Source organism: Massilia violaceinigra, assembly GCF_002752675.1.
Classification (GTDB): domain Bacteria; phylum Pseudomonadota; class Gammaproteobacteria; order Burkholderiales; family Burkholderiaceae_D; genus Telluria_A; species Telluria_A violaceinigra.
The window spans coordinates 5,370,073-5,395,228 of the sequence record NZ_CP024608.1; the positions used below are offsets into that span (position 1 = coordinate 5,370,073).

The 25,156-nt window shown below is 62.4% G+C and carries 25 protein-coding genes; 15 read left to right on the top strand and 10 right to left on the bottom strand.

Annotated elements, in window-relative coordinates; translation table 11 throughout:
- Positions 1-321: 321 nt before the first annotated feature.
- Entirely contained in the window at positions 322-1,359 is a 1,038-nt protein-coding gene (locus CR152_RS23170; RefSeq protein WP_157778681.1) for a DUF4034 domain-containing protein, read from the top strand.
- Positions 1,360-1,405: 46 nt separating this feature from the next.
- On the opposite strand, the gene CR152_RS23175 is transcribed toward CR152_RS23170, so the two are convergent.
- The gene (locus CR152_RS23175) at positions 1,406-2,293 is read right to left on the bottom strand and encodes a LysR substrate-binding domain-containing protein (protein WP_099878915.1); all 888 of its coding nucleotides are present in this window, start codon (positions 2,291-2,293) and stop codon (positions 1,406-1,408) included.
- Between the two features lie 137 nt (positions 2,294-2,430).
- Between CR152_RS23175 and CR152_RS23180 the strand changes: the two genes are divergently transcribed.
- The 3 genes from CR152_RS23180 (at position 2,431) to tnpA (ending at position 4,480) form a co-directional block, all read left to right on the top strand.
- Entirely contained in the window at positions 2,431-2,826 is a 396-nt protein-coding gene (locus CR152_RS23180) for a RidA family protein (RefSeq protein WP_099878917.1), read from the top strand.
- Position 2,827: 1 nt separating this feature from the next.
- The gene (locus CR152_RS23185) at positions 2,828-3,967 is read left to right on the top strand and encodes an NADH:flavin oxidoreductase (protein ID WP_099878919.1); all 1,140 of its coding nucleotides are present in this window, start codon (positions 2,828-2,830) and stop codon (positions 3,965-3,967) included.
- Positions 3,968-4,129: 162 nt separating this feature from the next.
- Complete coding sequence (gene tnpA / locus CR152_RS23190; protein ID WP_099878921.1) at positions 4,130-4,480, top strand: IS66 family insertion sequence element accessory protein TnpA; 351 nt, start codon at positions 4,130-4,132, stop codon at positions 4,478-4,480.
- A gap of 275 nt (positions 4,481-4,755) precedes the next feature.
- Here tnpA and CR152_RS23195 read toward each other — a convergent pair whose 3' ends face one another.
- From CR152_RS23195 to CR152_RS23225, 7 genes are all read right to left on the bottom strand, one after another.
- On the bottom strand, positions 4,756-5,739 hold the full coding sequence (locus tag CR152_RS23195) for an IS5 family transposase (protein ID WP_099874165.1): 984 nt from the start codon (positions 5,737-5,739) through the stop codon (positions 4,756-4,758).
- A 518-nt stretch (positions 5,740-6,257) separates the two neighbouring features.
- The gene (locus CR152_RS23200) at positions 6,258-7,490 is read right to left on the bottom strand and encodes a hypothetical protein (RefSeq protein WP_229413535.1); all 1,233 of its coding nucleotides are present in this window, start codon (positions 7,488-7,490) and stop codon (positions 6,258-6,260) included.
- Positions 7,487-8,707 carry a response regulator gene (locus CR152_RS23205; protein ID WP_099878923.1) on the bottom strand — a complete coding sequence of 407 codons (1,221 nt, stop codon included), beginning with the start codon at positions 8,705-8,707 and terminating at the stop codon, positions 7,487-7,489. Before CR152_RS23205 ends, CR152_RS23200 begins: the two co-directional genes overlap by 4 nt.
- Positions 8,704-10,881, bottom strand: a complete 2,178-nt coding sequence (locus tag CR152_RS23210) for a response regulator (protein ID WP_099878925.1) — start codon at positions 10,879-10,881, stop codon at positions 8,704-8,706. The genes CR152_RS23205 and CR152_RS23210 overlap by 4 nt, the downstream gene beginning before the upstream one ends.
- A 27-nt stretch (positions 10,882-10,908) precedes the next feature.
- Positions 10,909-11,688, bottom strand: coding sequence for a substrate-binding periplasmic protein (locus CR152_RS23215; protein ID WP_099878927.1), 780 nt, complete (start codon positions 11,686-11,688; stop codon positions 10,909-10,911).
- 495 nt (positions 11,689-12,183) lie between these two features.
- Entirely contained in the window at positions 12,184-13,224 is a 1,041-nt protein-coding gene (locus tag CR152_RS23220; protein WP_229413835.1) for a sensor domain-containing diguanylate cyclase, read from the bottom strand.
- A 120-nt stretch (positions 13,225-13,344) separates the two neighbouring features.
- Positions 13,345-14,187: a sensor histidine kinase gene (locus CR152_RS23225; RefSeq protein WP_099878929.1), complete on the bottom strand. Its 843-nt coding sequence runs from the start codon at positions 14,185-14,187 to the stop codon at positions 13,345-13,347.
- Positions 14,188-14,393: 206 nt separating this feature from the next.
- On the opposite strand from CR152_RS23225, the gene queE reads away from it, so the two are divergent.
- The 8 genes from queE to CR152_RS23260 all read left to right on the top strand — a co-directional run bounded on the left by queE (position 14,394) and on the right by CR152_RS23260 (position 20,477).
- Positions 14,394-15,029, top strand: coding sequence for a 7-carboxy-7-deazaguanine synthase (queE, locus tag CR152_RS23230; protein ID WP_099878931.1), 636 nt, complete (start codon positions 14,394-14,396; stop codon positions 15,027-15,029).
- Between the two features lie 8 nt (positions 15,030-15,037).
- A complete protein-coding gene (queD, locus tag CR152_RS23235) occupies positions 15,038-15,484 on the top strand; it encodes a 6-carboxytetrahydropterin synthase QueD (RefSeq protein ID WP_099878933.1) in 447 nt (148 codons plus the stop codon).
- On the top strand, positions 15,477-15,989 hold the full coding sequence (tadA, locus tag CR152_RS23240; RefSeq protein WP_099878935.1) for a tRNA adenosine(34) deaminase TadA: 513 nt from the start codon (positions 15,477-15,479) through the stop codon (positions 15,987-15,989). Before queD ends, tadA begins: the two co-directional genes overlap by 8 nt.
- A gap of 194 nt (positions 15,990-16,183) precedes the next feature.
- Positions 16,184-16,963, top strand: coding sequence for an alpha/beta fold hydrolase (locus tag CR152_RS23245; RefSeq protein WP_307718590.1), 780 nt, complete (start codon positions 16,184-16,186; stop codon positions 16,961-16,963).
- On the top strand, positions 16,927-17,109 hold the full coding sequence (locus CR152_RS34875; RefSeq protein ID WP_307718591.1) for a hypothetical protein: 183 nt from the start codon (positions 16,927-16,929) through the stop codon (positions 17,107-17,109). The genes CR152_RS23245 and CR152_RS34875 overlap by 37 nt, the downstream gene beginning before the upstream one ends.
- The gene (gene ldcA / locus CR152_RS23250) at positions 17,106-18,023 is read left to right on the top strand and encodes a muramoyltetrapeptide carboxypeptidase (RefSeq protein ID WP_099878937.1); all 918 of its coding nucleotides are present in this window, start codon (positions 17,106-17,108) and stop codon (positions 18,021-18,023) included. Before CR152_RS34875 ends, ldcA begins: the two co-directional genes overlap by 4 nt.
- Entirely contained in the window at positions 18,016-19,293 is a 1,278-nt protein-coding gene (locus CR152_RS23255; protein WP_099878939.1) for an NAD(P)/FAD-dependent oxidoreductase, read from the top strand. The genes ldcA and CR152_RS23255 overlap by 8 nt, the downstream gene beginning before the upstream one ends.
- The gene (locus tag CR152_RS23260) at positions 19,290-20,477 is read left to right on the top strand and encodes a DUF418 domain-containing protein (RefSeq protein ID WP_099878941.1); all 1,188 of its coding nucleotides are present in this window, start codon (positions 19,290-19,292) and stop codon (positions 20,475-20,477) included. Before CR152_RS23255 ends, CR152_RS23260 begins: the two co-directional genes overlap by 4 nt.
- Before the next feature lie 8 nt (positions 20,478-20,485).
- Here CR152_RS23260 and CR152_RS23265 read toward each other — a convergent pair whose 3' ends face one another.
- Positions 20,486-20,866 (bottom strand): nuclear transport factor 2 family protein, encoded by a 381-nt coding sequence (locus CR152_RS23265; protein WP_099878943.1) that lies wholly within the window; start codon positions 20,864-20,866, stop codon positions 20,486-20,488.
- 51 nt (positions 20,867-20,917) lie between these two features.
- On the bottom strand, positions 20,918-21,445 hold the full coding sequence (locus CR152_RS23270; protein ID WP_099878945.1) for a porin family protein: 528 nt from the start codon (positions 21,443-21,445) through the stop codon (positions 20,918-20,920).
- Between the two features lie 242 nt (positions 21,446-21,687).
- Here CR152_RS23270 and CR152_RS23275 point away from each other — a divergent pair, with 242 nt between their 5' ends.
- From CR152_RS23275 to CR152_RS23290, 3 genes are all read left to right on the top strand, one after another.
- The gene (locus CR152_RS23275; protein ID WP_099878947.1) at positions 21,688-22,284 is read left to right on the top strand and encodes a hypothetical protein; all 597 of its coding nucleotides are present in this window, start codon (positions 21,688-21,690) and stop codon (positions 22,282-22,284) included.
- 121 nt (positions 22,285-22,405) lie between these two features.
- Positions 22,406-22,984, top strand: coding sequence for a hypothetical protein (locus CR152_RS23280; protein WP_157778682.1), 579 nt, complete (start codon positions 22,406-22,408; stop codon positions 22,982-22,984).
- A 503-nt stretch (positions 22,985-23,487) separates the two neighbouring features.
- Positions 23,488-25,086 carry an ABC-F family ATPase gene (locus CR152_RS23290; protein WP_054264505.1) on the top strand — a complete coding sequence of 533 codons (1,599 nt, stop codon included), beginning with the start codon at positions 23,488-23,490 and terminating at the stop codon, positions 25,084-25,086.
- Positions 25,087-25,156: the final 70 nt, after the last annotated feature.

A 25,156-nucleotide genomic window follows, 5' to 3' on the forward strand; every position in this document is an offset into this window, starting at 1 on the left:
GAAAAAATTTGTGCATACGTGGAGCGCCCACGATATCCCGAAAAATAGTCGGTTCAGGCGTTCCGCCAGTGCGCGCCAGCCGGCATTTTCCCTCTCCGGCGTGCCGGCTGTGCCGTCGAACAATGTCCCGGGCTTGATGTGGTCCCGGTCCAGCCGCAGCGGACGACGAGGCGGCGCACTGTAAAATGCATGCAGGATACTCAATAATTCATCGGACACGATGCCTTTACTTCACCCTGGCGAACACACGCTGTTTGCCCACACTACGCTTTTATGACCCCATCCTGGCAACATTTATCCCGTATTTCAGCATGTTCCTTCGTGCTGCTCCTATCCATTCAGTCGGCGTACGCAGGGTGCTCTGCAAACAAGCGCGCGCGGCCGACGAATGTTGTCGTCGACGAGGTACAAGCGATTTTCGAGAAAAAGGACTATAAAAAACTGGACGCCTTGTACGCCAGCTATCTGGAAGAAAAGTCGATGACTGCCGACAGCATCTCCACGCTGCAGGCGTTTTTCGATGGCATTGCGCAGTCCTTCAATACCTGCGGTTCCGCGCCCGTGACGGACGACACCGCGGGCGCCCAGGAGGCTTCCTTGCGCGCCTGGAGCAAGGCGTCGCCCAAGTCGCCAGCGCCCAAGCTGGCGTTGGCATTCTTCACCGTCAAATATGCCTGGTTTGCGCGCGGAGCAGGTTACGCGCCGACAGTCAGCCCGGCGGAGTGGAAATTGTTCAAGCTCCGGATGGCATCGGCCAAGGCGCAGCTCGATGCCCTCGCTGCGACCAACAAGACCAATCCGGCCTGGTATGCCGCCATGCTGGAAGTTGGCGTGGCGCAGGCAGAGACGGCGCAAAAGTTCGATGCACTGTATGAGAAGGGCGTCGCGATCGCCCCCTACTATATGGATCTGCACTATCAGGCGGCGCGCTACCACACCGAACGGTGGCATGGATCCAAGGAAGAGTTCAACGACGTCGTTGAGCGCGCGGTCGAACTGACCAAGGAACGGCTCGGACAAACCATGTACGCGCGCATGCACTGGTCGCACTCGCAATCGTCGGACATGTTCACGTCCGGCGACGTCCACTGGCCCAGGATGAAGACCGGCTTCGAGGATATCCTGGCCACGTTCGATGAAAAGCGCACGAGAAACTATCTAGGCACCTTTGCTTGCATCGCCAAGGATGCGAGCTATCTCAAGAAGCAGCTCGACGTGCTGGGCGCCGACGTCGATCCGGCGTTCTGGGGAAGCAAGCGCAACTACGCCTATTGCATGGCGCTGGCCAAACACAGCGACACCGGCAGGCTGCCGCGCTGCGTCGAGTATAAACAATCCGGTGACGTGGAGTGCGATTGACCGTGGTCTGCCGCGCCATCATGGCTTAGCGCAGCCATCGGCTTCGTCAGGCCGCGCCGCGGGCCTGGCCGCGCAGCCATGCCAATGCCGAGTCGACATGCGGCGCCTGTGGATGGCCCGCACTCCGGACCAGATGATACGTGTGCCCAGGTATGCTCGGGCCGAACGGCTGCGTCAGGCGCCCGGCCGCGATATCGGCGGCCACCAGCTCAAGGCTCAGAAGTGCAATTCCCTGGCCGGCCAGTGCCGCCTGGATCGCATGGCCTTCATCCGAAAAAAGCAGCTGGCCGCGACGCGCCTTCCAGGGCAAGCCTGCTGCCGCGAACCAGTTCTGCCAGGTAGGGTTGAGCGGATGGTCGCGGGTCCACTTGAAATCGATCAACGGGACCTGGTCCAGATCGGCCAGTCCTAGTGGTCCGAGCTGGGGGCTGCACACCGGCGCGAAGCAGTCGGCGAACAGCGGCTCGGCCACCATGCCGGGATACGGCCCTCGCCCGTAGCGAATTGCGATGTCGGCCACGTCGGACCCAAGGTCGACTGCCTGGTCGGATGCGTACAGTTCCAGATCGATTTCCGGGTGCAACTTTTGAAAGTCCGCCACCCGGGGCGCCAGCCAGCGCGCCATGAACGCATTGGTCGCCGAGATGATGACCCGGCGGCGTTCCTGGGCCGTTCCCAGACGCTGCAGGACCGTCTCGAAAGCATTGAACCCGTCGCGCAGCACCGGATACAGCTCCAGCCCGGCATCGGTCAAGACGACTTTGCGCACCTGCCGCTCGAACAGCGTCAAGCCAGTGAATTGCTCGAGAGAGCGAATCTGATGGCTGATCGCGGTCGGCGTGACGGCAAGTTCATTGGCGGCCTGCTTGAAGCTGCCGTGGCGGGCTGCCGCTTCAAACGCGCGTAGTGCCGAGAGTGGTGGGAGTCGCCGCATTGTGCACACAGATGAGAATAACTCACCTTATGCCTGACAAATGAGAGTTTGTCAACGTAACGGTGCACGCCTATCTTCTCCCTGCGGCACGAACAGCGCCGACCACTCATCCACTACCGTTATCGAAGGACAAAATCATGCTCGAACGCGTTATTACCCAGCCGGACAATTATGAACCCTTCCTGCTCTCTCAAGCGATCAAATTCGGCGATCTGCTGTTCGTCTCCGGTCAAGCGGGTGCCGGCGACGATGGCAACATTGTCGAAGGCGGTTTCCGTGCCCAGGGCGAGCAGGCGTTCGCCAACCTCAAGCGCGCGCTAGAAGCCGGCGGCTCGGGCCTGGATGCCGTCATCAAGGTCACGATCTTCGTGACCGACATGGGCAACTTCAAGGAAGTTGTGGAACTGCGCCGTCAGTTCTTTGCGGCGCCGTATCCGGCCGATACGATTGCCGAAATCAAGGCCCTGTACGATCCCGCGGCCATGATCGAAATCGAAGCCATTGCCGCAGTTCGTCCGAAAGCAGGGAGCTGAGATGAGTACTGATACGCATGGCGCCCGCCAGCACGACGGCTTGTTCGAACCCCTGGCAATCGGCCGCATGGCACTTCGAAATCGCCTGGCGGTAGCGCCCATGACGCGCGTGAGCGCAACCGACAGCGGCTGCGCGACGGGGCGCATGGCGCGCTACTACGGCGCCTTTGCCGAGGGCGGCTTCGGGTTGGTCATCACCGAGGGAATCTATACCGACAAGGCATATTCGCAAGGCTACTGGAACCAGCCCGGACTGTCCGACGACGTCCAGCGCGATGCCTGGGCGACGGTGACGGACGCGGTCCACACTGGCGGGGCACGCGTGGTTGCGCAGCTGATGCACGCCGGCGCGCTCTCGCAGGGGAACCCTTACCGCGATGGCACGGTGGGCCCGTCCGCGGTGCGGCCAAAAGGACTACAGATGACGTTCTACCGGGGCCAGGGCGACTATCCGGTGCCACGCGCGATGAGTGACGCCGAGATCTCGGAAGCAATCGATGGCTTTGCCGACGCGGCGCTTCGGGCGAAACAGGCAGGCTTCGACGGCGTCGAAATCCATGGGGCGAACGGCTATCTGCTCGATCAATTCCTCACCGAAGGGACGAACCTGCGCAACGACCGCCATGGCGGCGATGTCGAGCGCCGCCTGCGGCTGATTGTCGAGGTCACGCGGGCCGTGCGCACGGCGGTTGGCCGTGAATTCACTGTCGGTGTGCGCATATCCCAAGGGAAGGTCAACGATTTCACGCACAAGTGGCGTGATGGGGAAAACGAGGCGGCGCTTATCTTCAAGGCGCTGGCAACGCTGCCAATGGACTACGTCCACACGACCGAGTTTGAAGCATGGAAGAGTGCATTCGGGAACGGCGCCAGCCTGGCTGCACTGGCCAGACGGCATGCGGGCGTACCCGTGATCGCCAATGGATCGCTGCACGATCCCGAACGCGCGGCCAGCCTGATGGGAAGCGGCCAAGCCGATGTCGTGTCGCTCGGACGCGGCGCGCTGACCCATCCGGACTGGCCCGCGCGCGTGCTGCGCGGCGCACCACTCGATGAATTCGAGCGGGGAATCCTGTCCCCCATCGCGGACCTTGCCAATGCGGATCGCCGCCATGCGGAGCATACGAACGCCTTGCTGTAACGTCTTCGGGCTTCGGTTCCGCGTTTGCGCGGGCGCCGGAGCCTCTTCATCATGCGGCGTGTGCGTTGCCGGTCATGGGTAAGCGGCTCCTGAGCGGCATTATATCTATCGGATCTTCGTGCCGGCACAATCTCCTCCGAGTTCAACTACACGGAGCGAGTCATGAACAAGCAGGAATTGCAGACCTCGAAAGAGGCGACTTGGCGCAAGCACCTGGCACTGCACGCCGCGAGCGGCAAGAGTATCGCCGCCTTCTGCCGGGATCAAGCAATCTCGCAGGCTAACTTTCACGTCTGGCGCACGAAACTCGCAAACGGCGCCAGCGAAAGCGCGGCAGTACGGGCGCCAATTGCCACGTTCATAGATCCAGGCGCCGTCAGTAGCGCGACCGCCAGTATAGCCCCCGAGCATTCGTCGGCATCAACGCCAATCCAAGAGTCGCCGGCCATGTCCGGCATCGACCTCCGCATCGATCTGGGCGGCGCTGTCGTGCTGACGATCGCGAGGCGGTGATGTTCTTCCCCGGGCCAGGTGCGCGTTTTCCTGTACGGCCATCCGGTGAGCATGCGCCTGTCTTTCGACGGCCTGTACGCGTTGGCGATGATCGTGGAGAAATACGGCATTGCTGCGGTCACGCCGTTGCTAAGGAAGCGCTGATCTATTGACGATTCTGGCTGGCGGTGCAAAGTTTTTGATGCCGCGTTTCTGACGAGCCGCATCGGCGATATCTACACAGTTGAGGCGGCCAATTCTTCCGTTTCAAGGGCGTTTTTCTCGCCCTTTCATTGTCAGGACGGAGTTCGGGTTTCCGAGACCGTAAATTGCCGGCCCGCGAGTATCAAGTTCGCGAAGCCGAACAGGGTGAACAGTTGGGCAGTGTTTTTCTTCAAGCCGCGGTAGCGCGCTTTCCGATGACGAAAGAGGTTCTTGACGACATGGAACGGATGCTCAACTTTGGCCCGCACGCTTGCCTTCAAGTGCTCCAGCTTTTCCGTCATGCGGCCGAGTTTGTTGGCAGGCAGCGCCTTGCGTTTGGTTCTCTTCATTGCGACGTGCCAAGTCACTTTCGTTTCAAGATTCTCTTCGCGTTTTTCAACGCCCTGGTATCCCGCATCGCCCAGTACCGCCACTTCATCGCCGTGCAGCAATGCATGTGCCTGCGTCACATCAGCCACATTGGCGGCAGTGGCCACCACCGTGTGTACCAGTCCCGACTTCGCGTCAACACCAATATGCGCTTTGAGCCCGAAGTGCCAGTCGTTCCCCTTCTTCGTCTGGTGCATTTCGGGATCACGTTTTTTGTCCTTGTTCTTGGTCGATGGCGGCGCCGCTATCAGCGTGGCGTCCACAATCGTGCCTTCGCGCATCATCAAACCCTGGGCCGCCAAATGCCCGTTGATCGTTTCGAAGATCTTGCGTGTGAGCTCGTTCTTCTCCAGCAAGCGGCGAAATTTCAACAGCGTCGTGGCGTCCGGCGCCTGCTCGCGACTGAGGTCGATACCGACGAAGCCACGAATCGCCTGGCTGTCATAGACCGCGTCCTCGATCCCCTCATCGGACAAACCGAAGCACTGCTGGACCACGTACATCCGCAACATGCGCGCCAAGCCGATCGGCGGGCGGCCAGCACCTACAACCTTGGGATAGAACGGTTCGATCAGCGCATGCAACTGCGACCATGGCGTCACACTGTCTATCTTTGCCAGGAACACGTCACGACGTGTCAACTTCTTCTTGGCGGCGTATTCGAGATCGGAAAAACTCTTCTGCATGATCGATTGAGCGGTCGTGGAGGCGCTGTTATTGTCTCAGGTATCGCCCGAGCCCGGCATGGTGTTGGATGAATAAATCAGTGCTTCCCTAACTTCAAGCGCTGTGGCGGGGCATGGGGCTCCGCCCCACACCCCGCCCTGCCCGGAGCAGGTCGCGATCAAGTCTGGCGTCGCCGGAGTGGGGAATTAAGCAAGCCAGGACAGCGCTGTGCAGCTGTACGCAGTGGCATGACAATAGCTTAAATTACGGTACGAATTGTCTTGACGGTGGGGTCCACGTTAAGGTCGGATGGTGTAGGCATAGGCGCGCATATGTGAACAATATTTCAGTATGGCGCATCATGTTGGGCATCTCAAAATATCCAAGCAAGCTCTCATAAATAGTTTCTATTCTTAAAGAAAACCAATAACGCGGAGATTTTTTGTTTTCAAAGTATCCTCAGCAGGATTGAAAGCGGCCGTGCCAACGTCGTTGCTGGACACCTGCCAGCGACTTGGCCGCTTATCGACTGCTTCGATCAGAAGTAATACCCCGCCTGCAGATTGATACGTCGCGAAAAGCCGTCATGCAGCGGTGACGTTGCCGCAAGTCCGCCAAAGTCGGGCGACATATAAGGTTGGTGCTTCGCGAGCATGACATCCGCATAGAACATCCATTTGCCGGAGGAAAAACTCAGCCCGGTCACATTTTGCAGCGAGTCCTTGAAACCGCCGCTCTTCTTTTTCAGCACGCTATAGTCGTTATAGATTTTGAAGCCAGTGAACGGGCCCGCACTGCCGGCGATGTTGTAACTCACGTTCGCCACGTACACGACCCCCTTCGCTGCCACTGGATACGGGTAGCCGAAGGCACCCAGGATCACGAAGCTGTTCGGGTCCAGCCCCCCGAAAGTCTGTCCGGGCAGGTGGCGCGTGTCATGGTTGTAGTACAGCGCCTCGGCCATCATCGTCCACGGCCCGCGACTGCCCTTGGCATGGATCGCTGCCGCGCGGCGCCGGCTCCGCTCGCCGTTGTGGCTGTGGATCGCGCCGCTGAGAAGGGACAAACCGAGTTCCGTGTTCGCCTCGCCGGGCGCGTGCCAGGCGGCGCGCGCGACCAGGGTGTCGCGCTCGCGGTCACCTTGTCCCGTCCCGTAGCCTAGCTTGTCATCGTCCGGCACCAGGTTGAAGGAATACCGGTTCGAGGCGCTCGCCGTGTTGCCGCCGCCCCCATAGGAACCGCCATCGCGCGCAAAGTACGCCAGCCGCCATGCCACCGGGCCGCTGCGCCACGCGTAATTGATCCCAAGGGCATAGGTATCCTCCAAGCCGAGATAGTAGGCGATCGATTCGAAGAAGTTGTTGGAAGCGAAGGGGAGCAGGCCAAACGGCACCTTGTCGAGACCGACATGCAGTTCGCTCTTGTCGGCAAAGCGCACTCCAGCCCAGCCGTGATGCAGGAAATTGTTGGTGTACCCGCCTTGCCCGGCAGGGAAATGGTTGTAGCGATACTGCGCCGATCCGATCAGGTGTCCATCGTCATACTTCAGGTCCAGGCGCAGCGTATCAAGGCCGACGAACCCGTGCCGGTACTCGGGCTGCCAGCTCTTGTAGACGTAGTTGACGCGTACCGCCCCCCCGATGTTCCAAGGCGAGACCGGCGGGTCGGCCGCGCCGGCCAAGCCGCAAGCGGCGAGCAGCAGAGCGCCGCACAGATAGCTGCGCAGCGGGCGCAGGGGCGGGAGCATCGAATGCGGTGTTGCATGGCTCATGGGGAGGCCTCTCGGTGGATAGGAAGGTGAACGGTAAATTGACTGCCCGTGCCCAGTTCGCTATGGACGTCGATGCGGCCGCCGTGGCGTTTAACGATGCCGTACGAGACCGACAAGCCCAAGCCGGTGCCGATGCCGATCGGCTTGGTCGTAAAGAAGGGCTCGAAAATACGCTGGATGGTGTCGGCGTTCATGCCGGCACCGGTGTCGCCGATTTCGATCCAGACCCATTGCCCGGCACGGCCGGTGCGAATCGTAATCACGCCCTTGACCGCGATCGCATGGGCGGCGTTAACGAGCAAGTTCATGAAAACCTGGTTGAGCTGGGAGGCGATGCACTCGACGGGGGGCAAGTCGCCATACTCCTTGACGACGTCGGCCTTGTTCCTGATTTCGCTGCTGACGATGTTCAGCGTGCTGTCGAGGCCCCGGTGCAGGTCGGCGCTGGCGGTGTTGGCATTGTCGGCGTGCGCGAAGTCCTTGAGCGCCTGGACGATGTCTTTCACACGCTGCAGGCCGTCGCGCGACTCGTCCATCAGGGAAGCGAAGTCGTGGCGGATGAAGTCGACCTCGGCCGCTTCCTTCAGTTCGGCCATGCGCGCCGCCACCGGACGGGCGGCGGCGGCCGCCTGCTGGAAGTCGTCGATCACCCCGAACAAGGTCGTGACATAGGTTTGCAGGTTCCCCAGGTTGCAGTTGACGAAGCCGATCGGGTTGTTGATCTCATGGGCCACGCCCGCGGCGAGCTGCCCGATCGACGCCATCTTTTCGGCCTGAAGAAGGCGATCGTTCGCTTCTTGCAGCAGCGTGTTCTGGGCCGAGAGTTGCCGGTGCATCTCGCGCAGGGCCAGGTGCGTATGGATGCGCGCCAGCACTTCCGTGATCCGGATCGGCTTGGTCACGTAATCGACACCCCCGGCCTCGAAGGCAGCCACCACGTTGTCGCTGTCGGTCATGGCGGTCATGAAGATAACGGGAATATGCACCGTCTCGCTGTGCTGCTTGAGCCTGCGGCAAGTCTCCAGGCCATCGATGCCGGGCATCATCACGTCAAGCAAGACCAGGTCCGGCTTGACCAGTTGGCAGCGCGCGAGGGCTTCTTCGCCATCGCGGGCGACCAGCACCCGAAATTGCTTTTCCTCGAGGAAATCGACGAGCACGCCGATATTGGCGGGCACGTCGTCCACGATGAGGATGGTCTGCCGTTCGGGCTTCATGGGGTGGGATCCACGTAGCGCAGCGCCAGTTCGACCAGCGCTTTCGACTGGTACTCCTTGGCCAGCTGGCGCAGCATCCGCGCGAATGCCACATGCCGTGGATCGGCATTTTCTATCTCGTCGGCCAATTCGCGGATGGCACGCATGTCGCCCTCGCCCGCGAGACGGGACAGCTGCTCGAGCTGGGCGCGGGGGGGCGGCGTCAGCTCGGTTGCGTTGGCGGCGCTATCCGTCGCCGCCGCTTGCTCTTCATAACAGAGCGCCACCCCGAGCAAGCGCCCCAAGGTCTCGAGCAAGCCATTCTGGTGCACCGGCTTGGTCATGAAGGCGTCGGCCCCGGCGACCAGGCAGTTGTCCTGGTCTTCCTCGGTCACGCTGGCCGAAATGGCAATGATCGGCAACGCGGCCGCACCCGGCAGCCGGCGAATCCGCCGGGTCGCCTCGAGCCCGTCCATCACGGGCATGACGATGTCCATCAGGATGGCGTGAGGCGCTCGCTCGCGCACGCTGTCGAGCGCTACCTGGCCATTGCAAGCGAGTTCGATGTCAAATCCCATGCTGGTGAGCAAGTCCCTCAGCATCTCCCGGTTGGCCGCAATGTCGTCGACGATCAGAATGGACTTGCGCTGGCCCAGGTAGCCGATCACGTCGCGCTCGGCCGTCGGCGGCGCCATGGTCGCGGCCGCCGGCTCCGCTGACAGGGTGAACCAGAAGCGGCTGCCCATGCCCGCATCGCTGGCGACCTCGATCTCGCTGCCCATCATGCGCGCCAACTGGCGGCTGATCGCCAGCCCGAGGCCGGTGCCGCCGAGCCGGCGCTGCGCATCGCCGACCTGTTCGAATGGTTGGAATATGCTTTCGAGCTGGTCGGCGGACATGCCTACGCCGCTGTCGCTCACTTCAAAGCACAGGGGCACGCATCCATTGGCGCCGGCCAGGCCATCGCTCGTCACGCGCAGGCTGACCTGGCCCCGATCGGTAAACTTGACCGCGTTGCCCAGCAGGTTAAGCAGGATCTGGAGCACACGCTTTTCGTCGAGTCGGACCAGCGGCAGGTGCTCGGGAGCGGACACCTCGAAGACCAGGCCCTTCTGCTCGGCGCGCACCTGGATAATGCGCTTCACACCGGCGATGAAGGCGGCGAGATCGACCGTGGCGGGCATCAGTTCGAATTTGCCGGACTCGATCTTGGCGAGGTCGAGCAGATCGGTAATGAGCATGAGCAAGTGCTCGCCGCTTTGCGCGATGGTGTTCAATCCAGCGGCTTGGCGTTCGTCGAGCGCCTTGTTCCGTTTCAAGATCTGGGCGTAGCCGAGGATCGCATTGAGTGGCGTGCGCAATTCGTGCGTCATGCTCGCCAGGAATGTGCTCTTCGCGCGGTTGGCGAACTCGGCCTGTTCCTTGGCAATTTGCAGCTGCGCCGTGCGATCGCGTACCAGTTCCTCAAGGTGTTCGCGGTGGCGCTGGAGTTCGAGCTCGGCGCGCGTGTGGTATTCGATCTCGGCCTGAAGGGCGATGTTCTTTGCCTCGATTTCGATAAAATAGGCGTGCAGCGCCTGGCGCGTATGCTCCACGCTGCGCCCCAGGGCACCGAGTTCATCATCCCTTCGCCACACGAAGGGATGCGAGAAATCACCTGCTGCCAGCCGCGCCGACTCGTGCATCAGGCGCTTGATCGGGCCCAGCAGGCGGCGCTGGAGCAGGGCGACGATCATGACCATCGACAGCAAGAAAGCCCCGCCTACCGTCAATGCAAAGTGGCGCCGCTCGTCCGCGATTTCGGCGTCGATCAGGCCGCCAGCCATTTCCAGATCAACGTTGCCGATCACGACGCCGTCGCGCGCCACCGGCCGTATCACGTGGGCACTGCGTCCGCGCCGGCGCGCCGGATCCTCTTTTGCCAGGAAATCGCCAGTCCTTGAATCGCGCACCCGGATCGAGACGATGCGCTCATCGAGAAAGAGCGAAGCGAGCAAGGGGCGGCCGGAATCGGCATTGACGTTCCACAGGGGTTCCTGCATGCCCAGCGCCAGAATATCAGTCACGTGGCGGTGCTCGAATTCCCAGCGATGCATCATTGCTTCCTCGCGGTTGCGATTGCTGTAAACATTGATCGAGGCGGGGATTAACAGGCCGACCGCCACTGCCAGTACGATTGCAAAACGCAGCTTCAAGGCAGGCTTTCGATAGGGGCATGGCGGCTAGCGGCGTACCGTACCCAAGGTGCGGTCGAGCTTGTCAAAATACGCATTCTCGATCTTCGCTATATCGGTTTGCAGCAGTGCGGCGTCGAAGGATTGCTTCAGTTTCAGGCCCAGCGGCGTGCGCTGGAAGCAGACATGCAAAGTCAGTTCGGCAAGGGGGCGCTCGTCGAAGACCAGCTTGGCGCGTTCCTTGCTCAAGGCGGGATCGGACGCGAGAAGATAGCGCAGCACGGCTTTGTCAATCACCACCGCGCGAACCCGGCCGGCCAGCAGCTTTTTCAAGTTGATCGTGTCGCTCTCCGATGCATCGACCGCCAGCTTGCCACTCTTGATCATCTGGTCGAACGCGGCGCCGTTCGAGTAGCCCAAGACCACGCCCAGCTTGTTGCCTGCCAAATCGTCCAGCACGCGCCAGCGCAGGGGCGCCGCGGTCAGCATTGCCAGGCCGACTGTGCTGTTGCCCATCGAGGCGGAAAAATGGCATTGGCGTGCCCGCTCGGCCGTGTGGTAGGCAGGGAAGTAGCCGACGAAATCGGGATCGCTGCCGCCGGCCTGCATGGCGCGCTTCCAGGGAAAGTAGGCGATCTTGATGCCATGACCGAAGCGCGCAGCGACAGCCTTGGCGACGGCGCCGGACATGCCGCCATCGGGAAGACTGCGCCCGACGTAGGGCAGCCATTCTAAACTCGCAAGATGCAGCGGCCGCGTTTCGGCGCACGCTAGCTGCGGCCCGACAAGGGTGCCGCAGACCAGCAGGAGTACACCGATGCATTTCATCTTGATTCTCCTCAATGAATGAATCCAGTGTAACGCCGAATTGCGCTGCGGCGCATATATCCGTTGTCGTACGCCAACAGGCCCGTGGGAGATCGCTGCCGCGTCAATGCATCACAGGACCGCATTCACCTTATCTCGCTACACTGGAAGGCAGCATTGCCCAGGTATTCAGCGACCGCAGGAAAGGGATCGGGCAGTCCTTTTCAGCCGATGCCGCAGACTCGCTCGACCTGCGAATAGCGTTTTCTGACCCGCCCATGGTACGCATTAGCTTGCATAGCTGGCGCGGTGCAAGCTCCAGCTTTTCGGCTGAGTGCCGGGAAGGTGTATTGGTGGGCACGACGCCCGGCACTGGGATTGTCATCAGTCTGCAAAAGGTTGAATTGCCAGCGTGAACATCGACGCTGCGGACGCGCACTGCCTGCCGTGGGTCCAGCGTGGCCTCGATGATGGCCGGGGGAGCAGGGCGTTTGGGCGACGTCGCGTTGCCCGCCGTCAGGACGCGTTCATGGCCGCGTGGTTGTCGGGCCGGATCAGCCTGCCGGCGTCCGGCTCGGTCGCCGGCAGGCTGATCCGGTTGCGGCCCATGTGCTTGGCGCGGTACAGGGCGGCGTCGGCCGTGGCCACCAGCTGGCAGGCGGTGGTGTCGCACGAGGCGATGGCGGTGGCCGCGCCAATGCTCACCGTGACGTGTTCGTTGGCGCCGCGCCCATTGGGCACCTTGAGCTGCTCGACCCGGCGCCGAATGCGCTCGGCCACGATGGCCGCACCCTTGAGCGACTGGTTCGGCAGGATCACGGCAAACTCTTCGCCGCCGTAGCGCGCCACCAGGTCATTGGCGCGCATTTCGCTGGCCACGGCGCTGGCGATGCGCTTGAGGCATTCGTCGCCGCCCAGGTGGCCGTTGGCGTCGTTATAGGCCTTGAAATTGTCGACATCGACCATCAGCAGCGACAGCGGCTGCTGCTGGCGCAGCGCGCGCGCCCACTCGGCGGCCAGGGTGTTGTCGAAACAGCGGCGGTTGGCCAGCCCGGTCAGGCCGTCTAGCGTGGCCAGTTGTTCCAGTGCGACCTGGGCCGCCTTTTCGTCGGTGATGTCGCGCAGGGTCTGCACCACCGCTTCGAGCTTGCCGTTGTCGTCCAGGATGGGGATCGCATCGGTCGCCAGATAGCGCCGCTCGCCGCCGCGCGGCATGTCGCACCAGCTTTCGGCCCCCAGCTGGCCGGCCACGTGGATGCTTTTGGCGGCCTGCGGATACAGCGAATCGAGTTCGTCACTGCGGTTCTGCACCACCAGGTCCGCCAGGGTCGGGCGCGCTTCCCGGTAAAAACTCTGCCAGTGATTCTGGGTGCCCAGCACTTCCTCGGCCGCCACCCCGGTCAGGCGCTCGCAGGCGCGGTTCCAGATGATCACCCGGCGGTTGGTGTCCAGCACGAAGGCGGGCACGGCCAGCATTTCCATGAGCTTGTAGGCAAAGGCGCGTTCCTGGTCCGGGACGCCCTGCGGCGTTGCGCTCTGGAGTTTCATCTTGCTCATCATGTGCCGCCCCTTTAGATGTATCCTGAAGGCAAAATATTGACTGCCAACAAGACTTAATTTTGCCTCTGGCGGCCAGCTATTCTATTGATAAAGCACAAGGGTGCGTGCGATCGTGCTTTAGTGTGCGGCAATTGCAACCGTCAAGGGGATCGATACCGACAGCATGGTGCCGTTGCCGGGCAGGCTGTCGATGGCGAAGCAGCCACCGATGGCGCGCACCCGTTCGCGCATGCCGGGCAGCCCGCAGCCGCGCCCGTTGCCAGCCGCCACCATGCCGACGCCGTTGTCTTCCACCCGCAGGGTCAGCATGTCGCCGAAGCGGTGCAGCTTGACGTTCACTTCGGTGGCATGGGCATGGCGCGCCACGTTCGACAGCGCTTCCTGCACGATGCGGTACAGCATGGCGTCGCGCTCGGCATCGGGGGGAGCGTCCAGCGCCGTCGGATCAGCCGTGAAGGCGTGGCGGATGCCGTGCATGCGGGTGAATTCGCTCAGTTGCCACTCCATCGCGCTCTGGAAACCCGCTTCCAGCACCACCGGACGCAGGTCGTAAATGATGGCGCGCAGCGACTTGATGGTGTTGTCGAGGTTGCCGATCATGCAGTCGACCTTCTGGGTAATCAGCGGATGGGCGCCGGTGGTGCTCACGTGCAGCAGTTGCAGGTCGATTTTGAGCGCCAGCAGATTCTGGCCGAGGTCGTCGTGGATGTCGCGCGAGATCCGTTGGCGCTCGCTTTCGCGGATGGTCTCCTGCTGCTTGGTCATCTGGCACAGCGACAGATGGGTGTTGGCCAGTGCCAGTTCTGCCACGTCGCGCGCATGGCGTTCGATGGACAGTTGCGCTTCCTTGTCGGAAAGCTGGTCGTCCAGGCGCAGGTGGCGTTGCAGCAAGGCGTAAAAGCCCCAGCCGATGAGCAGCATCCAGAGCAGGGCGAGTATGGCGGTGGGAGTAATATGCATGAGAACCTTCCGAGGAATCTGAAGACTTATCTGACAAAACCAAGCTGACTCCGATCAAGTTACTCCGCGTGATCTCCATGGATATTGTCTCTAATCAACTCTGTTTCATTTGAGAATTTGTCTGTCGTAAAGGAATCATTTTTGTGGTTTATGGTTGGTCCACGCGACCTTGCTATAATGGAGGGTTGGACGATTAGGACAATCAAGTGACTTACAGCATTAAAGAGATTTTCTACACCCTGCAGGGAGAGGGCGCGCACGCGGGCCGTCCGGCCGTGTTTTGCCGTTTTTCCGGCTGTAACCTGTGGACCGGGCGTGAAAGCGACCGCGCCAGCGCGGTATGCACCTTCTGCGATACCGATTTCGTCGGTACCGACGGCGAACGCGGCGGCAAATTCGCCACCGGCACCGCCCTGGCCGCGCTGATCGACAGCCTGTGGCCCGCCTCCTATCCGCATAGTAAATATGTGGTCTTCACCGGCGGCGAACCGCTGCTGCAGCTCGACGCGCCCCTGATCGATGCGATGCACGCGGCCGGCTTCGAGATCGCCATCGAAACCAACGGCACCCTGCCGGTGCCGCCCGGGGTCGACTGGATCTGCGTCAGCCCCAAGATGGGCTCGAAACTGGTGGTCGAGAAGGGTAACGAGCTCAAGGTCGTCATTCCCCAGCTCAATCAGGACCTGGGCGCCTACGAAGGGCTCGATTTCGAGAACTTTTTCGTGCAGCCGATGGACGGCCCGCTCGGCGAACACAACACTCGTCTCGCTATCGAGACCTGCAAGCGCCATCCCAAGTGGAAGCTGAGCTTGCAAACCCATAAACTTTTACAGATACCTTAAAGCACTTCATGCTCACCATCACACGCAAGCTCGAATTCGATGCAGGGCACCGCATTCCCGACCACAAAAGCCAGTGCCGCAACCTGCACGGGCACCGCTACACGCTCGAAATCACGCTCACGGGCGCGGTCATCCATGCCGAAGGCAACTCCGACAACGGCATGATCATGGATTTTTCCGACATCAAGGCGCTGGCCAAGGAACATCTGGTCGACGTGTGGGACCATGCCTTCCTGGTCTACGAAAAAGACGACAAGGTGCGCGAATTCCTCGCATCGCTGCCTGGCCACAAGACCGTGGTGATCGACCGCATTCCGACTGTCGAAAACCTGGCCCAGATTGCGTTTGACATCCTCAAGGCTGCCTACACCGACCGCTTCGGCACGGGTTTGCACCTGCACAAGCTGGTGCTGCACGAAACCCCGAACTGCTGGGCAGAGATTACCGATGCCTGATCCAGCCTTCATGCAACTCGCGCTGGAACAGGCGCAACATGCATGGAGCCTGGGCGAAGTGCCGGTCGGCGCGGTGGTGGTGAAAGATGGCGAAGTGATTGCCACCGGCTTTAACCAGCCGATCGGACGCCACGACCCGACCGCGCACGCGGAAATCGTCGCGCTGCGCGCCGCCGCGGAGAAGCTGGGCAACTACCGCTTGCCCGGATGCGAGCTGTACGTCACGCTCGAACCGTGCGTGATGTGTTCGGGCGCGATGATGCACGCCCGCCTGGCCCGGGTGGTGTTCGGCGCGCCCGACCCCAAGACCGGCGCCTGCGGTTCGGTGCTCAATCTGTTCGAGCAGGAACAGCTGAACCACCATACCGAACTGGTCGGCGGCGTGATGGCACTGGAAGCGAGCACCATGCTGCGTGCATTTTTCGCCGAACGGCGCCAGGCCGCGCTGGCCGCGCGCCAGGCGGCCCAGGCGGCCGCAAGCGCACAGGACGATGCAACGCCATAGTTTCGCCGCACGCTGACGACGGCGCTTTGCCGCGAGCAGGGGCAGTGCTGACGCACCGTATGCCAGCTGCCCCGCAAAAATGGTATGCTGGTTCGCGCTTAAATCAAATGCCGCGGCATCGTTTCGCCGCTGGCGGGGCGGCACGCATTGCGCGTGCCACGCGACCTTATCTATCACCAGCTGGCACACTGAGCATGCCTATTCTTACCGCCAACGGAATCCGGATCGCTTACGAAACAGCAGGCGACCCCAAGGACACGCCGCTGCTGCTGATCATGGGCCTTGGCATGCAGCTGACCGCCTGGCCCGACGACTTCGTCGACGGCCTGGTCGAGCTCGGGTTCTACGTGATCCGCTTCGATAACCGCGACAGCGGCCTGTCCACCAAATTCGACCACGCCGGCACGCCCAGCCTGCCATTGGCCTGGCTCAAGAAACTGGTGCGCTGGCCGCTGCGCAGCGCCTACACCCTGGCCGACATGGCGGACGACGCGCTCGGCGTACTCAGCGCCCTTGGCGTGGCGCGCGCGCACGTGGTGGGCGCTTCGATGGGCGGCATGATCGCGCAGATCCTGGCGGCGCGCCATCCCGAGCGCGTTATCAGCCTGACCTCCATCATGTCCGACAGCGGCCGCCGCGGCTTGCCCGGGCCGACCAGGGAAGCGCGCGCGGTGCTGATGCGCCCGGCGCGCAATGCGCGCGATCTCGATAGCCTGGTCACGCACATGGTCCATACCATGCGCGTGATCGGCAGCCCGGCCATCCCACCCCCGAGCGGCTGCTGCGCGAGCGGATCGCGCGCTCCATCAAGCGCAATGTCTGTCCGGGCGGCGTGGCGCGCCAGCTGGTGGCCATCGCGGCCACGGGCGACCGCAGCGAACTGCTCAAGTCGATCCGCGTCCGTACGCTGGTCATTCACGGCGCGGCCGATCCGCTGGTGCCGCTGGCCGGCGGCCAGGACACGGCGCGCCTGATTCCCGGCGCGCGCCTCGACGTCATCGAGGGCATGGGCCACGACCTGCCGCCGCAGTTGATCGAACGGCTGATCGCCTTGATCGATGCGCACGCGCACGGTAAGATGAGTCCCGACTCCACAGCGCGGCTTTTTGAAAAACAGTGAACTCACAACCCATCGGCATCGCCATCGTCGCGCCGAGCGGCTACGGCAGCGACAACGCGGCCATTGAACGCGGCATCGCCGCCCTCGTCGCGCAAGGCCACACGGTCCACAACTACTTCGAGGCCGACAAGGTGTTCCAGCGCTTCGGCGGCACCGACGCGGCGCGCCTGGCGCAATTGAATGCCGCGGCGAGCGACCCGCAAGTGCAGGTGGTCATGGCGCTGCGCGGCCAGTACGGCCTCACGCGCCTGCTGCCCGAGATCGATTTCGCGCGCATGGCCGACAGCGGCAAGATCTTTGTCGGCTACAGCGACTTCACCGCCTTTCACATGGGCCTCATGGCCAGGACCGGTGCGCAGAGCTACGCCGGGCCGATGTTCTACAGCGACTTCGGCGCCGCCGAGCCGGTGGCCTTCACGCAGGAGGACTTCTGGCGCTGCCTGCGCGGGCCGCGCCACGTGATCCGCGCCTGCGCCACCGGCAACCCGGAAGCGCAGGTGGAAGGCACGATTTGGGGTGGTAACCTGGCCATGCTCATCTCGCTGCTGGGCACCGACTGGTTTGCGCGCATCGACGATGGCATTCTGTTCGTCGAAGACATCAACGAGCATCCCTACCGCGTCGAGCGCATGCTGCTGCAACTGCTGCAGGCCGGCGTGCTGGGGCGCCAGAAGGCGCTGGTGCTGGGTGATTTTTCCGGCTACCGCCTTTCGCCCGCCGATAACGGCTACGATTTTTGCGCCATGCTGGCCTACCTGCGCGCCACGCTGCCGATTCCCGTGCTCACCGGGCTGCCGTTCGGGCACACGGCGCACCGCGCCACGATTCCGTTCGGCGCTCGTGCGCACCTGTGCTCCGACGAGGCGGGCTTCACGCTGACCATGAGCGGCTACCCGACCGTCGCCCATGACTGACGCCCTCGGGGCAGGCGACTACTACCGGGCTACCTCGCCGGGCGAGCACTATGCGCCGCTGGCCGGCCAGCATGACGCGGCCGTGTGCATCGTCGGCGCCGGCTTCGCGGGGCTGGCGACCGCCATCGGCCTGATGGAACGCGGCGTGCGCGGCATCGTGCTGCTCGACGCGCAGCGCGTCGGCCATGGGGCGTCGGGGCGCAATGGCGGTTTTGTGTTCGGCGGCTTTTCGCAGGGCGAACGCAGCCTCGCCGCCAGCGCCGGCGTGGAGGAAGCGCGCGCGCTGTATCACATGACCCTGGCCGCGGTGGAGCGCATCCGCCAGCGCATCGCCCAATACGGCATCGATTGCGACGCCAGGGAAGACGGCGTGTACCTCGCCAACTGGTTCGATGACGCGCGCCTGCTCGACGAGCAGCAGCGCTTCATGAGCGAGAGCATGGGCGTCGAGTGGCAGCGCCTCTCGCGCGCGCAGCTGGCCGGCAAGCTCGATTCGGCGCGCTACTTCGGCGGCCTGTTCGAGCCGGCGGCGTTTCATTTTCATCCGCTGAAATATGCGCAGGGCCTGGCCCGCGTGCTGGCGCAGAACGGCGTGCGCGTGCATGAAGAGAGCAGGGTAGGGGCGATTGTCGCCGACGGCGAAGGCTGGCGCGTCACAACGGCCGCCGGTACCGTCAGGGCGCGCGAGGTGGTGGTGTGCTGCGGCGGCTACATCGACAAGCTGCTTCCGACGCTGTCGCGCGCGATACTGCCGATTGCCACCTATGTCATGGTGACGGAGCCGCTGGGCGAGCGCCTGCACGCGGCAATGCGCACCGGCGCGGCGGTCTACGACACGCGGTTCGCGTTCGATTATTATCGCCCGCTGCCCGACACGCGCCTGTTGTGGGGCGGACGCATTGCGGTGCGCGAGCGCAGCGGCGCCGATGTCGCGCGCCTGCTGCATCAGGATATGCTCAAGGTCTACCCGCAACTGGCGGGCGTGCGCGTCGAGCATGCGTGGAGCGGCATGATGAGTTACGCGCGCCACAAGATGCCGCAGATTGGGCGCCTGCCGGACGGGCTGTGGTACGGCATGGGATTCGGCGGCCACGGCGTGGCGCCAACCACGCTGGCCGGCGAAGTCATCGCCGCCGCGATTGCCGGCGATGAGACCGCGCTGGCGCGCTTTGCCGACTGGGGCTTGCCGTTCGCGGGCGGGCCGGCGGGGCTGGCTGCCGCGCAGCTGACGTACTGGTATTACGAGCTGCGGGACTGGATGCGGCAATGAAGGCTGTGCGCTCGGTGCGCATCGATACGCTGCGCGGGATTGCCGTCTTCGGTATTTTGGTGGTCAACGTCTGGGGCTTCACGTTCGGCAGCAGCCTGTCGCGTTACGGCGTTCTGGGCGAGCACGCGGCGCTGGCCGACAAGCTGGTCGTGTTCCTGATTGCCGCCTTGGCGGAACAGAAGTTCTATCCCATTTTCGCCTTCCTGTTCGGCGCCGGCTTCGCGCTCCAGACGGGCGGGCGCCGGGCCCTTGGTCCGCAGCTCGATATAATCAAAATGACTTACCTGCGCCGCGCAACCTGGCTGCTGGGATGCGGCCTGCTGCATGGCACGCTGCTGTGGTTCGGCGATATTTTGACCGTGTATGCGGTTTGCAGCTTCTGGCTCGTGACGCAGGCGGGACGCCGGCTGGCCGATATCGTCCGTGCGCTGCGCTGGGTGGTCGCGCTCAATGTGGCAGCGATGATGTTCACGGCTTATTTAACCTATGAGCTGATGGCGATGACGCCGGACGTCATCGCCTGGGCCGTTGGCGAGAGTGCGCGCGCGCATGCCGTGTACACCCAGGGAACGCTGATGGCGATTGCGCAGGAACGGTTGCTCGATTTCTGGAACAATCTGGTTAGTGCGCTGTTTTTCCTGCCCAAGGTGGCGCTGCTGTTCCTCATGGGCGTCATCAGCGTGCGCCTCGGCTGGCTCACGCGTCCGCAGCGCCACCGCGCGCTGTGGCGCAAGGTACTGCTGGCCGCACTGTGGATCGGCGTGCCGGTCAACCTGTTATGGGGCTGGGCCGCGCTGCGCGATGCGATCAATCCCATGGCCGGTGCGCCGTTGGCGGCGCTGGTCTTGATGCTGGTCGAAGTGGCCGGGCCGTTGCTGGCGGCCGGCTACGTTGCCGCGCTCATGTGCGCCTCTGAGCGGGTGGTGGCGCCCCTGGCGCAGTGCTTCGCCGCGGTCGGGCGCATGGCGCTGACCAACTACCTGATGCAGTCGGTCTTGTGCGGCTTTCTGCTGCAAGGGGCAGGGCTTGGCCTCGGCGCGGTGCTCTCGCGCGGCGCGCTGGTCGGCGTGTGCGCGTTGATCATGATCGTGCAGGTGCTGCTCAGCCGCTGGTGGATGCGGCACCATGCCCAGGGGCCTGTCGAGGCCCTGTGGCGCCGCTTTACGGCGGGTGCCCGCCAATAGGGCCCCGGTCAGGCAAGGCTCATATGGCCGGCGAGGATTTGCCACTGGCCGCCATCGTCGGGCGCGCGCCAGGTGCGGGTGCAGCGCAGGTCGAGATTGAACGGCGACTCGCCAAAGCTGCCCGCGAGGCTCATCCGCGCCGAGATGACGCCAAGGCGCCCGTCCGCCACGACCTGTCGCTCGGCCACCGCGATCGCCGTGAACTTGAGCAGGCCGGAACGGTGCATGTCGAGATCCTGCTCCTTGCCGATCACCTGGCCCATGTGGGTGGTAAACAGCAGGGCGGGTGAAATGAGGCGGTCGAGCGCCTCCACGTCGCCCGTGAGCATGGCGAGGCGCAGCTGTTCTTCCAGCCCGATGATGTGCTCTTGCGCTTCCTTGTTGTGCATGGTGTACCCCGGATAAAAAAGCCAGGCATGACGCCTGGCGTGGTCGGTGTTTCAGAACTGGTAGCGGAATCCCGTCGAGATCACCGTGACCTTGGTTTTAGTCAGGCGCATCGCTTCCGCGTTGATCGACAAGTTTGGATTGAACCTGAAACTCACGCCAGCGCCGATACTCGGATCGGTTTCGTTATAATCGCTGTCGCGCGCGGAAAAGGCCCGCATTTTAGTGCGGCCAATGCCCGCGCGGCCGGTCAGGCTGAAACGTCCGCCCAGGGGAATGGCGCCCGTGACGGCGACGCCATAATGGTCCTCCGGGTAATACTCGTTCGTCCGGTAGGCGCTAAACGGGTTGTGGATGAAGCTGAGCGTGGTATTGAATACTTCCATACCCAGATAGGTATTGAACTGATAGCCGGCGCGCAGTCCGAACGACAACTCGTCGCGCTCGAACTGGTTGTTCGACGAGGAAGCCTGGCCGATATGGGAGCTTGCATACGCGCCGGCACCGTCCGGGGCCGCCGAAGCGGGCATGGAGAAGCTGGCGGCCAAGGCCACGAGGGCGCCGCTGAACAGTATTCGCATAATTTATCCTGATAGGTTTGTGCGATAGCCGGACGAGTAATTGGCTATTGCTATCGAGAATTATAGCCGGGTTGATGGTGGAATTGTCAATTCTGTTATTAATGCAACATAATATGAGAGAAATAGACCGTTTTCTGTCTGTTTGACGGGTTCATATATGCATGAACTGGCGTCTTTCCAACGTGAAAAATCATTGCATCCGGGCGGCCGCGACCCGTTTATCGCGGCACGTGAAGGGTCATATGAAGAAAATCGTCTCGCTATTTCAACGCAATTACGATGGCGACCGCCAGGTGCGCGACGAGGTCGTGCCCGGGGCCGAGTGGGTCGCCGCTGGCGAAGGCATGGCAACGCGCAAGTGGGACGGCATGGCCGTCATGGTCGCCAACGGCGCGATCTTCAAGCGCTACGACGCGAAAGCGGGCCGCACGCCACCCGCCGATTTCATGCCCGCGCAGCCGGCGGCGGATGAGGCGACCGGCCACTGGCCGGGCTGGGTTCCGGCGGTGGGACCGGACTCGGCGCGCATTATCGAAGGGGTGGAGTGGGGCGTGCGTACGCTATTCGGCGGCGGTCCGGTTCCCGACGGCACGTATGAAGTGTGCGGGCCGAAAATCGGCACGCGCCACGGCGCCAATCCCGAGCGCCTGACCGAACATATTCTGGTCCCGCATGGCAAGGATCCATTGCCGGAATGCCCGCGCACCTTCAACGCCTTGCGCGAGTATCTGACCGTGCATGTCATCGAAGGTATTGTCTGGCATCACCCTGATGGGCGCATGGCGAAGATCAAGGCGAGCGATTTCGGCATCAAGCGCGTGCAGTCATCGACAACGTGAATTTCCGTTCATTTCGCCAGCCTTGCATCAATCGGTTGCCGTGCACATAGGGCGATTTGCGGGGTTGAAAAACCGTGGGCGTGATATGCTGGACTTGCCATCTTTAGTATAAAGGCCGACGATGAAAACAACCGTGCCGGCGCAGGTCGGGCAAGTACGCAATGCAGTTGCCGCGCAAGGGATGACGGGTTTCGTGGACTCCCGCCCGGCTGCGTTCGCGCAGCGCACGTTGCAAGCGATGATTCATGGCAGCCCTCGCGTCGTTCGGCAAGAGGCGCGCGCTGATGCGATGCAACATGGCGCATTGCAGCGGGCGGGAAGTAAAAAAATTGTTCAAGCGAAAGCGAGCGAGAGCAATCCGGCGCAGCTGCAACAGGCTCTTGCGCGCTCCTGGAATACGACGGGGTTGCCTGATAAGCTACAGAGCAATGCTCAAAGGCCATCTCTCGCTGCTCCCCGGCAGCCCGGCAGCCAAACCACAGTGCAACTGCTGGACAACCCCGCCGCTCATATTAACGAGGATTCCCCTGTGAACATTGGCTTCGGAATGAACCACGTGGCTCCAGCGACTGAATTTACGAGCTATAACGCATTCAAGAAAGCGACTGCGCGAGGGGCGTTAAACACCATCATCAACATCGATGACAGCGAGCTGCACACCGAACTAATGCAAATGATCGGGCAAGTGACTCCGGCGTAGCACATAAGTCCAAGTGGAAATATTCCGTGCTTGACCTCAACAAACTACGAATGGATAACGACTTTTCCAGGAAGCGAACATGTATCGGAATCTGACGTGCCGTACTACGGTGGCGTCCGGCCCTTGCAGTTCGGGCTGAACCGGCGGGATTCAGGCAAGTACTGGATAGCGCACTTATTCTATCCGGGCCCAGCTGATTCCGACGCCAATTGGATGCAGCAACACGAGGAGGACCACCGGGTAGCGGACCACCATCAAAGAAGGAGCGACGAAAGCGAGGCGATCATGAACGATTACTACGCTAGCCTGCCTCCACCGGCGCAAGCCTCTCCCGATGATTCCGCCACGCCCTGACGCGGAGCGCAAGCTACGCAGTTATTCATTCCAAACGCGGCGGACAGGCCACGTCTTTTCGCGGCAGGCACAGTAGCAGGCATCGCCTATTGTATAATGGCCGATTAGCGCTCAGCGCCTGTTTCCATTCGCAAAAGACCCAATCCAGCATGCTATCCACAGCTAACATCACGATGCAGTTCGGCGCCAAGCCGCTGTTTGAGAACATCTCCGTCAAATTCGGTGACGGCAACCGTTACGGCCTGATCGGCGCGAATGGTTGCGGCAAGTCGACCTTCATGAAGATCCTCGGTGGCGACCTCGAGCCATCGGGCGGCACTGTCATGCTCGACACCAACGAGCGCCTGGGCAAGCTGCGCCAGGACCAGTTTGCGTTCGAAGACATGCGCGTGCTGGACGTGGTCATGATGGGCCACACCGAGCTGTGGAACGCCATTTCCGAGCGCGACGCCATCTACGCCAACCCGGAAGCGACCGACGACGACTACATGCACGCGGCCGAGCTCGAAAGCAAGGTCGCCGAATACGACGGCTACTCGGCCGAAGCGCGCGCCGGCGAACTGCTGCTCGGCGCCGGCGTCTCGATCGACCAGCACCAGGGCCCGATGAGCGCCGTGGCGCCGGGCTGGAAGCTGCGCGTGCTGCTGGCGCAGGCCCTGTTCTCGAACCCGGACATCCTGCTGCTCGACGAGCCGACCAACAATCTGGACATCAACACGATTCGCTGGCTCGAAGACGTACTCAACGACCGCAATTCGACCATGGTCATCATTTCCCACGATCGCCACTTCCTGAACCAGGTGTGCACGCACGTGGCCGACATGGATTACGGCACGCTCAAGGTGTACCCGGGCAATTACGACGAGTACATGTTCGCCTCGACCCAGGCGCGCAACCAGCAACTGGCCAACAATGCCAAGGCCAAAGAAAAAGTCGCCGAGCTGCAAGACTTTGTGCGCCGCTTCGCCGCCAACAAATCCAAGGCGCGCCAGGCAACATCGCGCGCCAAGCAGATCGACAAGATCAAGGTCGACGACATCAAGCCGTCGTCGCGCGCCTACCCGTTCGTGCGCTTCGAAGCCGAGAAGAAACTGCACCGCCTGGCGGTGGAAGTTGAAGGCATTTCCAAGAAATACGACCGTCAGCTGTTCAAGAATTTCAGCATCATGGTCGAAGCCGGCGAGCGCATCGCGATCATCGGCGCCAACGGTGCCGGCAAAACCACCTTGCTGCGTTCGATCGGTTCCGAGCTGACCGGTTTGCAGCCGGACACGGGGCGCGTCAAGTGGGCCGAGAATGCCAACGTCGGCTACATGCCGCAAGATCCGACCGAAGAATTCGCGACCGATGCGGTCCTGACCGACTGGATCGGCCAGTGGACCAAGGAAGGCGACGACGACCAGGCTGTGCGTTCCATCCTCGGGCGCCTGCTGTTCGGCGGCGACGACGTGAAGAAATCGGTACGCGTGCTGTCCGGCGGTGAAAAAGGCCGCATGATGTACGGCAAGCTGATGCTCGGCCGCCACAACGTCATGCTGCTCGACGAGCCGACCAACCACATGGACATGGAATCGATCGAGTCGCTGAACATTGCGCTCGAAAAATATACCGGCACCCTGATTTTCGTCTCCCACGACCGCGAGTTCGTGTCCTCGCTGGCCAACCGCATCCTCGAAATCAAGGAAAACGAAATCGTCGACTTCCGCGGCAACTACGAAGATTACCTGACGAGCCAGGGTATCGACTAAGGCCGGGAGCGGGGCGCCCGGCGTCCCGTTCGGCTTTGTGGGGCAGGGCGGGCACCGAGGTGCCCGCGCG

Excerpts from the sequence above, each read along its gene's own strand:
- CR152_RS23290 (WP_054264505.1), top strand. The coding sequence starts at position 23,488 with ATGCTATCCACAGCTAACATCACGATGCAGTTCGGCGCCAAGCCGCTG.
- tadA (WP_099878935.1), top strand. The coding sequence starts at position 15,477 with ATGCCTGATCCAGCCTTCATGCAACTCGCGCTGGAACAGGCGCAACAT.
- CR152_RS23255 (WP_099878939.1), top strand. The coding sequence starts at position 18,016 with ATGACTGACGCCCTCGGGGCAGGCGACTACTACCGGGCTACCTCGCCG.
- CR152_RS23280 (WP_157778682.1), top strand. The coding sequence starts at position 22,406 with ATGAAAACAACCGTGCCGGCGCAGGTCGGGCAAGTACGCAATGCAGTT.
- CR152_RS23220 (WP_229413835.1), bottom strand. The coding sequence starts at position 13,224 with ATGAGCAAGATGAAACTCCAGAGCGCAACGCCGCAGGGCGTCCCGGAC.
- CR152_RS23260 (WP_099878941.1), top strand. The coding sequence starts at position 19,290 with ATGAAGGCTGTGCGCTCGGTGCGCATCGATACGCTGCGCGGGATTGCC.
- CR152_RS23200 (WP_229413535.1), bottom strand. The coding sequence starts at position 7,490 with ATGAGCCATGCAACACCGCATTCGATGCTCCCGCCCCTGCGCCCGCTG.
- CR152_RS23215 (WP_099878927.1), bottom strand. The coding sequence starts at position 11,688 with ATGAAATGCATCGGTGTACTCCTGCTGGTCTGCGGCACCCTTGTCGGG.
- CR152_RS23225 (WP_099878929.1), bottom strand. The coding sequence starts at position 14,187 with ATGCATATTACTCCCACCGCCATACTCGCCCTGCTCTGGATGCTGCTC.
- CR152_RS23270 (WP_099878945.1), bottom strand. The coding sequence starts at position 21,445 with ATGCGAATACTGTTCAGCGGCGCCCTCGTGGCCTTGGCCGCCAGCTTC.
- CR152_RS23205 (WP_099878923.1), bottom strand. The coding sequence starts at position 8,707 with ATGAAGCCCGAACGGCAGACCATCCTCATCGTGGACGACGTGCCCGCC.
- CR152_RS23180 (WP_099878917.1), top strand. The coding sequence starts at position 2,431 with ATGCTCGAACGCGTTATTACCCAGCCGGACAATTATGAACCCTTCCTG.
- tnpA (WP_099878921.1), top strand. The coding sequence starts at position 4,130 with ATGAACAAGCAGGAATTGCAGACCTCGAAAGAGGCGACTTGGCGCAAG.
- CR152_RS23265 (WP_099878943.1), bottom strand. The coding sequence starts at position 20,866 with ATGCACAACAAGGAAGCGCAAGAGCACATCATCGGGCTGGAAGAACAG.
- queD (WP_099878933.1), top strand. The coding sequence starts at position 15,038 with ATGCTCACCATCACACGCAAGCTCGAATTCGATGCAGGGCACCGCATT.
- CR152_RS23175 (WP_099878915.1), bottom strand. The coding sequence starts at position 2,293 with ATGCGGCGACTCCCACCACTCTCGGCACTACGCGCGTTTGAAGCGGCA.
- CR152_RS23245 (WP_307718590.1), top strand. The coding sequence starts at position 16,184 with ATGCCTATTCTTACCGCCAACGGAATCCGGATCGCTTACGAAACAGCA.
- CR152_RS23275 (WP_099878947.1), top strand. The coding sequence starts at position 21,688 with ATGAAGAAAATCGTCTCGCTATTTCAACGCAATTACGATGGCGACCGC.
- CR152_RS23195 (WP_099874165.1), bottom strand. The coding sequence starts at position 5,739 with ATGCAGAAGAGTTTTTCCGATCTCGAATACGCCGCCAAGAAGAAGTTG.
- CR152_RS23185 (WP_099878919.1), top strand. The coding sequence starts at position 2,828 with ATGAGTACTGATACGCATGGCGCCCGCCAGCACGACGGCTTGTTCGAA.